The organism is Thermosynechococcus sp. HY213, assembly GCF_031460975.1.
In the GTDB taxonomy this organism is placed as follows: domain Bacteria; phylum Cyanobacteriota; class Cyanobacteriia; order Thermosynechococcales; family Thermosynechococcaceae; genus Thermosynechococcus.
Window position 1 is genome coordinate 380,591 of record NZ_JAVKVB010000011.1, and the last position, 11,663, is coordinate 392,253.

14 protein-coding genes, 2 tRNA genes and 1 pseudogene are annotated in these 11,663 nt (G+C 51.3%); 8 read left to right on the forward strand and 9 right to left on the reverse strand.

The genetic code is table 11. The features are described 5' to 3' along the window. Position 1: 1 nt before the first annotated feature. Both RHK62_RS07330 and RHK62_RS07335 read right to left on the reverse strand, forming a co-directional pair. The gene (locus tag RHK62_RS07330; protein WP_310453508.1) at positions 2 to 577 is read right to left on the reverse strand and encodes a spore coat U domain-containing protein; all 576 of its coding nucleotides are present in this window, start codon (positions 575 to 577) and stop codon (positions 2 to 4) included. Positions 578 to 759: 182 nt separating this feature from the next. Next, positions 760 to 1,299 carry a spore coat U domain-containing protein gene (locus RHK62_RS07335; RefSeq protein ID WP_206200193.1) on the reverse strand — a complete coding sequence of 180 codons (540 nt, stop codon included), beginning with the start codon at positions 1,297 to 1,299 and terminating at the stop codon, positions 760 to 762. Between the two features lie 448 nt (positions 1,300 to 1,747). Between RHK62_RS07335 and RHK62_RS07340 the strand changes: the two genes are divergently transcribed. The 6 genes and pseudogenes from RHK62_RS07340 (at position 1,748) to RHK62_RS07365 (ending at position 4,958) form a co-directional block, all read left to right on the forward strand. Further along, the gene (locus RHK62_RS07340) at positions 1,748 to 2,134 is read left to right on the forward strand and encodes a hypothetical protein (RefSeq protein ID WP_302678312.1); all 387 of its coding nucleotides are present in this window, start codon (positions 1,748 to 1,750) and stop codon (positions 2,132 to 2,134) included. 89 nt (positions 2,135 to 2,223) lie between these two features. Continuing rightward, positions 2,224 to 2,517, forward strand: a pseudogene (locus RHK62_RS07345) (IS630 transposase-related protein); the annotation flags it as partial. Between the two features lie 362 nt (positions 2,518 to 2,879). Continuing rightward, complete coding sequence (locus tag RHK62_RS07350) at positions 2,880 to 3,890, forward strand: sulfate/molybdate ABC transporter ATP-binding protein (RefSeq protein ID WP_206200194.1); 1,011 nt, start codon at positions 2,880 to 2,882, stop codon at positions 3,888 to 3,890. A gap of 70 nt (positions 3,891 to 3,960) precedes the next feature. Continuing rightward, positions 3,961 to 4,032, forward strand: a tRNA-Gln gene (locus RHK62_RS07355). Between the two features lie 17 nt (positions 4,033 to 4,049). Further along, the gene (locus tag RHK62_RS07360; RefSeq protein ID WP_310453509.1) at positions 4,050 to 4,832 is read left to right on the forward strand and encodes an HAD family hydrolase; all 783 of its coding nucleotides are present in this window, start codon (positions 4,050 to 4,052) and stop codon (positions 4,830 to 4,832) included. A gap of 54 nt (positions 4,833 to 4,886) precedes the next feature. Then, a tRNA-Lys gene (locus tag RHK62_RS07365) sits at positions 4,887 to 4,958 on the forward strand. Positions 4,959 to 4,964: 6 nt separating this feature from the next. Here the strand turns inward: RHK62_RS07365 and RHK62_RS07370 are convergent. Genes RHK62_RS07370 through RHK62_RS07390 form a run of 5 tightly spaced genes read right to left on the reverse strand, consistent with a single transcriptional unit; the run spans position 4,965 to position 9,180 of the window. Further along, a complete protein-coding gene (locus RHK62_RS07370) occupies positions 4,965 to 5,810 on the reverse strand; it encodes a PspA/IM30 family protein (protein ID WP_206200196.1) in 846 nt (281 codons plus the stop codon). A gap of 51 nt (positions 5,811 to 5,861) precedes the next feature. Then, positions 5,862 to 6,641 (reverse strand): enoyl-ACP reductase FabI, encoded by a 780-nt coding sequence (gene fabI / locus RHK62_RS07375; protein ID WP_206200197.1) that lies wholly within the window; start codon positions 6,639 to 6,641, stop codon positions 5,862 to 5,864. A gap of 57 nt (positions 6,642 to 6,698) precedes the next feature. Then, the gene (locus RHK62_RS07380; protein WP_149819425.1) at positions 6,699 to 7,772 is read right to left on the reverse strand and encodes an aromatic ring-hydroxylating dioxygenase subunit alpha; all 1,074 of its coding nucleotides are present in this window, start codon (positions 7,770 to 7,772) and stop codon (positions 6,699 to 6,701) included. 39 nt (positions 7,773 to 7,811) lie between these two features. Next, positions 7,812 to 8,819 (reverse strand): photosynthesis system II assembly factor Ycf48, encoded by a 1,008-nt coding sequence (locus RHK62_RS07385; RefSeq protein ID WP_302679201.1) that lies wholly within the window; start codon positions 8,817 to 8,819, stop codon positions 7,812 to 7,814. 25 nt (positions 8,820 to 8,844) lie between these two features. Continuing rightward, the gene (locus RHK62_RS07390; RefSeq protein ID WP_149819429.1) at positions 8,845 to 9,180 is read right to left on the reverse strand and encodes a rubredoxin; all 336 of its coding nucleotides are present in this window, start codon (positions 9,178 to 9,180) and stop codon (positions 8,845 to 8,847) included. A 345-nt stretch (positions 9,181 to 9,525) separates the two neighbouring features. On the opposite strand from RHK62_RS07390, the gene sfsA reads away from it, so the two are divergent. Next, positions 9,526 to 10,251, forward strand: coding sequence for a DNA/RNA nuclease SfsA (sfsA, locus tag RHK62_RS07395; RefSeq protein WP_149819431.1), 726 nt, complete (start codon positions 9,526 to 9,528; stop codon positions 10,249 to 10,251). Here sfsA and RHK62_RS07400 read toward each other — a convergent pair. Then, entirely contained in the window at positions 10,248 to 10,601 is a 354-nt protein-coding gene (locus tag RHK62_RS07400; protein ID WP_206200201.1) for a VOC family protein, read from the reverse strand. The genes sfsA and RHK62_RS07400 overlap by 4 nt on opposite strands. Beyond that, positions 10,601 to 11,137: a phycobiliprotein lyase gene (locus RHK62_RS07405; protein ID WP_206200202.1), complete on the reverse strand. Its 537-nt coding sequence runs from the start codon at positions 11,135 to 11,137 to the stop codon at positions 10,601 to 10,603. Before RHK62_RS07405 ends, RHK62_RS07400 begins: the two co-directional genes overlap by 1 nt. A 184-nt stretch (positions 11,138 to 11,321) precedes the next feature. Here RHK62_RS07405 and RHK62_RS07410 point away from each other — a divergent pair, with 184 nt between their 5' ends. Beyond that, the gene (locus tag RHK62_RS07410; RefSeq protein ID WP_206200203.1) at positions 11,322 to 11,645 is read left to right on the forward strand and encodes a DUF2605 domain-containing protein; all 324 of its coding nucleotides are present in this window, start codon (positions 11,322 to 11,324) and stop codon (positions 11,643 to 11,645) included. The last annotated feature ends 18 nt before the right edge of the window (positions 11,646 to 11,663 follow it).

Sequence of the window (11,663 nt, forward strand, 5' to 3'; positions counted from 1 at the left end):
GCTAGAACGAGACAGTGACTTGAACCGTATCAATATAGGCACCGGGTTTTAGCTGATCTAGAGTACCGGACGGTAAGTTATCTGCTGCGAGAATCCGACCGTAGATGGGGAAGTTTGCAGGAGATGCATTGGGTGCTGTGTACTCGACAGCATTACTGAGATCACAGCCCCAAACTTCACTTCTCGCAGCATCTTTGTATAATCCATAGGGAAGACGAGCATCCGCATTGGCCATCTGGCGCAGAGGAGCAGTACAAGAAGAGCTCGATGAAGCGTTGCTTCCTTCGTCCAGCTTAATAGTCGCTTGAGTCTTAGGTAAGCACTTGACACTCACTTCACCTTGGGCATCCAAGGGCGTTGTTGCGTGGGCACCCAATGGATCATAGGTACCAAAGTTGATATTTTGAGTACCCGTAATTTTGCAGGCTGGGTTGACTTTTGCTTGAATTTGGATATTTGTGGTTTGGGGCGAAGTTTGGGCTTTGGCAGCCTGTGCCATTAACAGAGGCAGTACGCCCCCCGCCGCAGTAAGAAATAGACCGAGAAGAATCCGTTTGAGCAGGAATGAGAAAGTCATCGTCAAACCCCCTTATGAGAACAGCAAAAAGTTTAGACCCCAATTTTTGATGTTACTCTAATACTGAATGTAGCAAACCTTTAGGGATAACTCGCGGTGAGCTTGCAACACATACTAGCAGTAACAATACTACAGCATCCCCCCCTTGCCTACCGTGATTTCACGGAGGTTTTATCTTTCCTTTAGAAAGAAACAATAATCTGAACCGTATCGATATAAGTACCCGGTGTCAGTTGATTCAGAGTCCCTAAAAGTGCAAGAGCTTGACCCGATGGGATGCGACCGTACACGATAATGTCTTTGACGCTAGCATTGGTCGCACTGTAGTCCACATCATTCAGGAAGTTACAGCCCCAAATGTCAAGAGGGGAGTAAGAACTATCCCGATACAAAAAATAAGGAAGGCGAGCGGAGCCAGAAGCCATACGCCGCAGCGGTACAAGACAACTGGACAAAGCAGCAGGATAACTCCCCTGATTCAGCCGAATGGTTGCTTGGGTGCCCGGTAAGCATTGCACACTCACCTGACCTTGGGCATCTAGCGCTTGGGTGTAGTGGGTACCGAGGGGATCATAGGTGCCAAAGTTAATATCCTGAACACCCTTAATCACACAGGCTGCCTTCACCGTCGCCTGAACGTTGATGTTACTGGTTTGAGGTGAAGTTTGAGCATGGGCGCGCTGAGCCGTTAGGAGTGGCAATAGACCACTGGCAGCAGTCAAAAATAAACTTATTGGGTAGAGCTTTAGCCTCAGAAAACAGGGGTGATGCATAAGACTCTTCTCCCAACAGTTCATCAGTATTTTAATTGCTAGAGTGAACCCTACAAATTGCTAATTATGAATTTGGAGAGCACTCAGTCATGACTTGTAGGCCAAGCTTACGCAAGCCTAATGTGAAGGTGTGCGGCGAATTCACAATTGCAGCCGTTAGAGGGACACTGTCAATCTTACACCACTTACAGGACTTATGAACAGAGAATTTTAACTACGCAACAAAAGTTAATCTAAAGATTGGCACCCCCAAGCGTCAGGATCATCGTTGATGGGATGCGATCGCCATCGAAGGCAGTCTCAAAAATATTTTTGTAATGTTGATTGACCCCATTTTACTTGAGTGTATGCTAGTGCCTAGGAAAATTTTGTAGCCCTTTGATTTGGAGTGATTGCTGTGTTGCCAGACTTGCCAAGTTTTGATGCTTTGCTTCAGAGTTTGCGTAATATTGACACCCTAACCGAGTGGGAAATGGCGGTTCTGGGCATTATTGTCATCGTGGTTGGCATTTCTCTAGGGAACTGGGTCTGGCCAAGGATTTTGCAGGGGCTATTTATTCTTCTGTATCTTGGTGTAACTGCTATTCCCCTATTTTTGGTGGCGAACGGTATTCTACACGAGTGGCAAGATGTGGTCTTTAGCTGCTTAGTTATCGGCTTTTTGGGGTCAATCCCGTTACTCCCCTTTTTTGCTATTTCCAGTATTCAGCGAAAAATAGATGGCCTCAAGCAACAGGTGAACACACCACCTGCATCAGCTCCTATTAATTTCGAAAGGGAGTGAGATATTTTCAAGAGGGATAGGCTATACTCAAAGCGTCATGAATCTTACTCAAGAACATGAGCTATAGCTTGGACTGACGAGAGCGGGTTGTCTCCTATATCCAGCAAGGTGGCAAAATCAGTGAAGCAACTCAAATCTTTCAGGTGAGCCGCGCCACTATCCATCGCTGGCTGAAGCGAGACGACTTAGCGCCCACGGTTGTCCCCCGTCGTCCTTGGAAGCTGGATTGGGCGGCCTTAGCAGCGGATGTTGCTGCCCATCCCGATGACCGTTTAATCGACCGTGCCCAGCGATTTGGCGTCCAAGTTTCCACCATTAGTTATGCCCTCGCCCAGATGGGCATCACCCGAAAAAAAACAGATACGTTACCAAGAAGGGTGTGAAGAAGAGCGACAAGCGTATCAACAGCAGCTCAACACATGGGTAGAGAGCCATGGGGAGGAAACGGTGGTGTCTATCGATGAGAGGGGGTATGCAGGGTCAAACAGTTCGATTGATGAGGTGATTCGCAAGTATTGTGCTGGATAATGTCTCATTCTTTATTGGAATAGCTATATGTTTTGAGCCTCAAGGGCAATCCACGGCACCTGTATTCTACTCAGTCTTGACGGTGGGGTAGAGCGGTTGGCACAGGTGGTGCGTTGCCATGCCATTGTCTGAGTATGCGTTTGCCCTGTGGGCAAAGACACAGGGCTTCAAAACTACGGTAATCTTATAGAGAAACTAGAGTATTGCTGGCAGTGCTATGGGCATCACTATTGAAAACGTTTCTAAGTCCTTTGGCTCCTTTCAAGCGGTCAAGCAGGTGGATTTGGATATTGCCAGTGGCTCTTTGGTGGCGCTGTTGGGGCCTTCGGGTTCTGGCAAATCAACCTTACTGCGGCTGATTGCGGGTTTAGAGATGCCCGACACTGGCCGGATTCTGCTCACGGGCAAGGACGCCACCTATCAAAGTGTCCAAGAGCGTAATATTGGCTTCGTCTTTCAGCACTATGCCCTTTTTAAGCACATGACTGTGCGCCAAAATATCGCCTTTGGCCTAGAGCTGCGCAAGGTGCCCCGTGCCAAGATCAAAGCTCGGGTTGAGGAGTTGCTCGAGTTGGTGCAGTTGGCTGGCTTGGGCGATCGCTACCCCTCTCAGCTCTCTGGCGGACAACGCCAGCGGGTGGCTCTTGCCCGTGCCCTTGCCGTAGAACCCAAGGTGCTATTGCTGGATGAACCCTTTGGTGCCCTCGATGCCAAGGTACGTAAGGAACTGCGAGCATGGCTACGCCACCTCCACGATGATGTCCATGTGACAACGGTCTTCGTGACCCATGACCAAGAGGAAGCCATGGAAGTGGCCGATCAAATCGTGGTCATGAACAAAGGTCAAGTGGAGCAGGTGGGTACCCCCGCGGAAATTTACGACCATCCCGCTAGCCCCTTTGTGATGAGCTTTATTGGCCCTGTGAACGTCGTGCGCTCCCGTGTTTTTCAGCCCACCGAAGACACAGCCCCCCACTGCGATATTTTTCTGCGCCCGCGCGACATCATTATTGAGACAAGTCCCAATGGTAACACCGTCCCAGCTCGCATTCACCGCATCATTCACTTGGGTTGGGAAATTCAGGTGGAACTGCGCCTAGACGATGGGCAGGAATTGATGGCACACCTATCGCGAGAGCGATTTGACGAGCTGCGCCTTGAACCCCAACAGCAGGTCTTTATTAAGCCACGGGAGGCAAAGTCCTTTCCCCTGTATTACAGCATTTAGGCACGAAAAAAAATCAGTCCATCCCTTGAACAAACCAAGCCAAACTTGCTATGCTAACAAAGCAACGCAATGGGGTGTCGCCAAGCGGTAAGGCAGCGGGTTTTGGTCCCGCCATTCGGGGGTTCGAATCCTCCCGCCCCAGTTAGGTTTTAGACAGCAATGTCACAAATATTACCCTCATTACTGGCCTTAGATTTTGATGGCGTCCTCTGCAATGGCCTGCGGGAATATTTTCAAACCAGTTGGCAGGTGTATCAGCAGGTGGGGCCTGAGCAGCCCCTTGCGCTTTCCCTAGAGGAACTAGAAAGGCAATTTGGTCAATTGCGCCCTGTGATTACGGTGGGTTGGGAAATGCCACTCCTGTTGCGAGCAATTGTTGAAGGCACCTCTACTCAAGAGATTCTCCAAAACTGGCCAAAGGTGCGCGATCGCCTACTTGCTACCTACCATCTCACTGCCACCGATTTGGGAGAACGAGTGGACGGCCTGCGCGATCGCTGGATTGCAACGGACTGGCAAAGCTGGCTAGCACTCCATGACTTTTATGACGGTGTCATAGCCGCTTTACAACGCTGGCAAGCCCAAGGTCAACCCCTCGCCATTGTCACCACCAAGGAGCAGCGCTTTGTTACCTATTTGCTGGAGCAAGCGGGCATTTCCTTTCCCCCAGAGGCGATCTATGGCAAAGAGCAACGGCAGCCAAAGCCTGTGATTCTTGAGGCGCTGCAGTCAACCTATGGCGCTCCCCTGTGGTTTGTTGAGGATCGCCTTGGGGCACTGTTACAGGTTGCGGCTACACCGGCGCTAGGGGAAACAGAACTCTTCTTGGCGACATGGGGCTATACCACTGCTGGCGATCGCGCCCAAGCCGAGGCACATCCGCGCATCCATCTCCTCAGCCAAGAACAATTTTGTGAATTTCCCCACTGGCTTTGCCCCTAACCCCTTGTCTTTCAAGGTGGTTTTCTCTATACTGGAAAAGCTGCGAAACAGCGTGGGTCGCTAGCTCAGCGGTAGAGCACTCGGCTTTTAACCGATTGGTCTTGGGTTCGAATCCCAGGCGACCCATTTGAGTTAACTATCCAGTAGGCGGCGGAGTTCTGCCATATCGTCATCAATAGATTTACTTTGAGAGGATGCACTGGGGCGTGGCGCGTCCTGCACTTCGGGGGTAGAGACGTTGATATTAATATTTAACTGACTGCTGCCACTGGAGGTCTGGGGGAGTGTCCCCGCAGAGGGGGCATCGGGCAATAAGCCCATTTGCCGCTTCATTTCTAGCAGTTCAAATTCCACATCTTGTTTGTTGGCGCTGCTTTGGAGCGCTTGGAATTTACTTTCGAGAGTATCGCCACTCAGTTCAGCGATCGCTTGGGAGCGGGCTTCCATTTGCAGGACTTTATCTTCCATACGCTCAAATGCCGCCATCGCATTGGAGGTACCCACCTTGCTGACTGCTTGATGAATCTGCTCAGAGGCTTTGGCTGCCCGGACACGCGCTTTGAGCATTTCCTTCTTCGTTTTCGCCTCAGAAATTTTGCTTTCAAGGGCGGTCAAGTTGTCCTTAAGGGTTTTTACTTGGACTGCCATTTGATCCACTTGGGCTTTAAGGGCGGCAGCGGTATCTGCAGCAGTTTTCTTACGGTTCAAGGCTTCCAACGCGAGGGCTTCATCTCCTCTACTGAGGGCAAGACGTGCCCGCTCTTCCCACTGTTGGGAATCCTTAAGATTTTGGGCGTACTGCTGCTCTAGTCGTTTCTGAGCAGCAATGGCTTGAGCAACGGCTTGGCGCAACTTCACCAAGTCCTCGTTCATGTCAATAATTGTTTGCTCAAGGATTTTTTCTGGATCTTCAGCAGCACTGACAATGGCATTGAGATTAGAGCGAATCACCATGCCGACACGATCAAGTAAACCCATGCTTTGCCTCGTCAATAACTCGCTGACTCTACTCTAGCGCATGGCTTTTATTTACATGCCCATGATGCAGTAACCGGCGTCCACATAAAGAATTTGACCAGTGATGCCACTGGCTAGATCGCTGGCAAGAAAGGCTGCTGTGTTGCCCACCTCTGTTTGGGTCACCGTGCGCCGCAACGGAGCTGTGGCTTCCACATGGTGAATCATGTCGAGAATGCCCCCCACTGCTGAGGAAGCCAAGGTGCGAATTGGACCAGCGGAGATACCATTGACACGGATCTTCTGAGGCCCCAATTCTGCCGCGAGGTAGCGCACATTCATTTCTAGGGCTGCCTTGGCAATCCCCATGACATTGTAGTTCGGCACAACCCGTACACCCCCCAAATAAGTCAGGGTAATGATTGACCCGCCGTTGGTCATCAATGGTTTAGCGGCACGGCTGAGAGAGATCAGGGAGTAGGCACTGATGTCGAGAGCGAGATTAAAGCCTTCAAGGGAGACGGCGGAAAAGTCACCACTGAGATCTTCTTTTTGGGCAAAGGCCAAGCAATGAATCAAAATATCTAAGCCACCCCATGTGGATTGAATCGCCGCAAAGGTCTCGTCAATTTGTTGAGGTTGCTGCACATCTAGCGGCAGGAGCAACTTGGGGGCAAGGGGGGCTGTCAGTTCCTCGACCTTTTGCTTCAGCTTTCCCCGCTCGTCGGGAAGATACGTCACTGCCAGTTCAGCACCTGCTGCATGGAGCTGTTGGGCAATCCCCCAAGCAATGGAGCGATTATTGGCAATGCCGGTCACAAGGGCGCGTTTTCCCGATAGGTCTAGGAGCATAGGTACAGCCAGTGTGAAGGATCTAACCCTCTGATCGTACCAGAGGGGCTGCTGCCTTTAGCGCCAGCGTAGGACTTGGGTTTTCAAGGGGTTGACAAATTCCCGTCCCTCTTGGGTGGCTTTCTCGTACTCCCGCTTAAGCTGGTAATACCATTTAGCTTGGTAATCGGCCTCTTTGATAAGCGTCAACGGTGGCTTGTACTTTAGGCCTTCGCTTTGCTTGGCCACAATGCGCAAATCTTGGTTGAGAAATTCCCGCGCTAAGGGAGCCAGTAAGGGTTTCAGGGGGGCGAGCCATGGAAAGGTCCAGTAGTAGGTGGCGGTGAGTTCAGTCTCCTGATCGTTAATGGGGGTGAGGGTAATCAGAAAACAAAAGGTGTGGCGATCGCTATAGTTGGTTTCGATGCGAATCCCCGGCAGCCGATAGATAATTTCCACCTCAGGATGGCCACCTAAAATATGGTGTGCCCACGACTTGCGCAACAGGGGATGGCGGCGCATGGTAAAGCCATAGGGCGACGGATCAAAGGTTTTTGCCTTCTCAAAGAGCTTGCCCCGCTTGCGCCACCACCACGCCCCATGGACAAAGGGCGCATGGGAGGGATCCATAAAGTTAATAAACACCTGATCCAAATGTCCCGGAAAGATGAATTTTTGCACCGCTTGAGGTTGGGTCTCGGCGCTAAATCCGGGCACAAGGGGCACCTCTAGGGTCGGTTCACTGACATCACGCTCATTGGCTGGGAAAAAAATCCAGAGATTGCCCTGCACCTCGCGTACGGGATAACTCAACACACCAAAGTGCTTGAGATCCACATCACTATCACTGGTCAGGGAGGGAATCAGCGTACAGTGGCCGTGGGCATTGAAGCGCCAGCCGTGGTAGGGGCACTCCACCTCTTCCCCATCAAAGTGACCATAGTGTAGGGGAATGCCACGGTGAGGGCAGAGATTGCGCAGCGCAAAGGGCTTGCCTGAAGTGGTACGGCAGAAGAGAATAGGCTCCCCTAAAAGCACCTTGGCTTGGCAGCGACCCGGCTTGAGGTCAGCGGCTGGCAGGCCATAGTACCAGATATTGCGTAAGAAACTACTACCCTCATGGAGGGAGAATGAAGTGCTGCTGGAGTTCATAACCAGACTCTACCAGATGCTCGGCAGTTATTTTCTACGTTACGCCGAAGCAGCCGTCAAGTCAGTCACATACCGCAGCAAGATCCCCTTCTGGCCAATGATGAACCCTTGATCAGGACTAAAGAAGAGAATTTTATAAAAGTTGGAGGGGACTTTTTTCACGTCCACATCCTGCTGCCACGTTTGGCCACCATCTTGGCTACAGAGCAGTACCCCAGCACCCCCTGCTAGCCATACTTCATTGGGTGTGCGATAGGCCAGATCAAGGAAGCCAACACTATTGCGACGCAGGGGACTCAGCAGTTCTCCCCAGTTTTCGGAATTGTCTGGATCAGAGAAGGCAATTTTACCGCCATTGACAATCATCCAGAGCCGACCATCCGGGGTAAAGCCCATATTGTGGACACGGCGCGAGGTGGTGCGATTGTGGGGTTGCCAAGCGGTTTGTCCCGGCTGCCACGTGGAGTAAAAGCTCCCCCGCGAGGAGACAGCCACATACTCACCAGAGGGCGAACGGTTGAGGTTGCGCATCACACCAATAGCTTCTTGAACTAAGGCCTGCCAGTTTCTGCCCCCATCTTGGGTACGGTAAATGGCCCCTACATCGGTCATCATTTCTGCAGCGCCATTGCCGAGGGCTTTGATCAGGCGGGGTGAGCCGGGGAGCTTGGGATTGAGGGGAATTTGACTCCAAGATTGGCCACCATCGGTCGTGTGCAGCATAATGGGTGGCTCACCGACAATCCAGCCCTCGTTCCCTTGGAAGCTAACGCTGTTGAAGCGATAGTCGGGATTATCTAAAACCAGCGTACGGGGTTCCCAAGTTTGACCACCGTCGCGAGTTTCCATCAGTGTGGCATTGGCACCCACCAACCAACCGTGATTACGGTCAATAAAGCTCATATCGAGAATGGTTGAGGTGGTTGGTAGTTGGATGGCTTCCCAAGGGTTGTAGTCCAAGGCGGGGATGGCAAGGGCAGAGGTACTCAGGCTCATCCAGAGGACAACGGTCACCAGTAGCCAATGCAGGAACTTGATTCCTTTCATTTTTTGCCAATAACTGTCAATTTGTTTAGCGAACATTATAGAAACTCAGTAGAAAAAGAACGGCAAGGGCAAGACCACCAAAAATGAGGATATTTTTTTGGCCGGGGGTGAGGCGATTCACACCCAAGCCGTAGTTCAGATTTTCCTTGAAGCCTGAGGGGGATCCCACAGGTCCAATGTTGCTAAATTGCTTTTTCGGAGCACTGCACACTGGACACCGCCAGTTTACGGGGAGATCAGCAAAGGCTGTCCCCGGCGGAATCGAGCGATTTTCGTCTCCCTTTGAGGGTTCATAGATGTAGCCGCAGGCACGGCACTCAAACCGATCTAAGGGCGCAACATCAGGGGTTTCGGCGGTCATACCTCAGAAATTTTTAAGATTTGCGACATACATCTTAATACTACGGGATTTAGGGGCGTTTCTTGTGATGAGGACAGGGGAGTTTTCAGGACAATACTGCGAAACTCTAAGACATGTAACGAAAGATCAGACCTTTGCAACATAAATATAAAGAAAAGATTAGGGAAGCCAGCCCTGCCAAGAAGTGATGCCATGATAGGGGTATTCAATTGAGGTCAGCCCATATAGACCTTAACCTTAAATCTCCTTTAATATTCCGTAGAATGCTGGCTTCCATATCACCAAGGGGGCTGGCATTTTACTTTTGGGGGTAGAATAGAGACCTGCACTTTCTACGGGTCGCCTGTGACTCCCACATTGTGTTGGCACTATCCACCGCTCCAAGCAGGAATTCTCTGTCGGCGCTATCAGCGATTTTTTGCGGAGATTGAGTTGACCTCTGGCGATCGCATCACAGCCCACTGCCCGAATACAGGGCCGATGACAGGAATCTGCCAAGTGGGTGCCCCCGTTCAAGTCTCCTACCATGCAGATCCCAAGCGCAAGCTGGCCTATACGTGGGAAATGATTTTCGTTGATGGCACGTGGGTGGGGGTAAATACGAGTTTGCCGAATCGGGTGATTGCTTCCGCATTGGCGGCAGGCATCCTACCGGAACTAGCTGGGTACGGCACTCAGCAGCGAGAGGTGGCCTATGGTCAAGAGCGCAGCCGCATTGACTTTTACTTGGCGGATCATCCCCAACAGCCCCCTGCCTATGTTGAGGTGAAAAATACCACTTGGGCGCAAGGGGGGTTAGCCCTGTTTCCTGATACGGTGACCATGCGAGGTCAAAAGCATCTGCGGGAACTGCAATGGCTACGGCAAACCCAACCTGACACTCGTGTGTGTATGCTCTACTTTATTAATCGCGGTGATTGCGATCGCTTTGCGCCGGGAGACAGTGCCGATCCCACCTATGGACAACTCTTACGCGCCGCCTACAACCAAGGGGTGGAAATTTTGCCCTATCGTTTTGCCATTGAGCCAACGGGCATTCAGTTTTTGGGAACGGCCAAGCTGGTACTCTAGGACACTTGGCTAAGTTCAATCAGATTGCCATCAGGATCTGCGACAAAGATTGCGGCTCGTCCTGAGGCACTGCGCTGCAAGGGAATTTGGGCTGCCACTAGGCGTTGTTCGAGACTGGCTAAATCAGTTATGCCAAGGGCAAAGTGGGGGTTACGTCCCCACCGCTGATCTTGACAGCGATCGACCACCTGCTCTGCTGGGATGAGATGAATTTGCACCGTACCGATTTGATACCAGCGGCCGGGGAATTTCAGGGGGCGATCGACGGGGGTAAGACCTAGCAACCCTTCATAGAAGGCCGCAGCTCGCTGCAAATCCGTGACGTTAATAGCAACGTGGAGAAAGACCATCAGGAATTGGCGGGTTGCGTCACCCCTAGGCGGATTTCTGAGCAAAAGGAGGCCATGCTAAAGCCACCGAAGCGCTTGAGAATACTGGTGCGCAGGCGTAAATTGGGACTGGCAAACCAGAGTCGCTCCTCAGAGTACATGGTTTCGTATTCGGTAATCAGTGTCAGAGCACCATCACTGCCCATACTAAAGCGACCGGCCACAGGAGCTTTTTCGGCATAGCCCATTTCCCGCAGGAGCTTGCCTTCCATCCGTGACCCCTGATCCATGATCGGCACCAATACCGTCGAGCCTTCGTGCTTTTCGGTATCCCATTCCATCGTGCCGTCCCAACTGACCCGTGCACCGCACACTGCCCAAGCCGGATCCATGTCATATTGCTGACACAGGGCAATGACCGCAGGATCATCCACAGACAGTAATTCAATGGTTAACTGAGACTTGCCTGACTCAGTTTGCTTAAAGGCCAAGTGATGACTGGTACGTTGGGAAAACCAGCGGCCAGCACTTTGGGCAAAAAAGTCGCGGATGTCCATACCTGCGCACACTATGTAATGGGGACAAGATCAGTATTTTTGAGTCTTTTTTTAGGGTACACCGTCTCTTTGATTCCTTCCAAACGATCGCGCCGAGGAAAGATGCAGTCAAAGATTAACAATGTAACAATATGTAAACGAGTTTAAGATTTAAGATAGAAGTAGGTCGCCCTCATCAATCTCTATGCTGCACTCAAATTTACCTGAACCTCAACTGCTTAAGGTCTTGCTGGAGCCGCTACTCGAAGATTTTCAGTACTGGTTCACGCGATCGCGATCGCTCTTGCAGACAGAAGTGATTCCCTTCTTGAACGTGGCGGAACAGCAGGCACTCCTTGAACGGGTGGAGACGGCCCTCAGCGATGTGATTGCTACCCAAAGCCTCTTTCGGGCAACGGACGGCCAAGTGGGGGTTGATACACAGGTACTGATGCAGTGGCATACGCTCTTGATGGAGTGCTGGCAGGTTGCCCACCACTATCGCTTATCCAAATCTTGTGACGCTTAAACCATTCTCGGCGCTTGG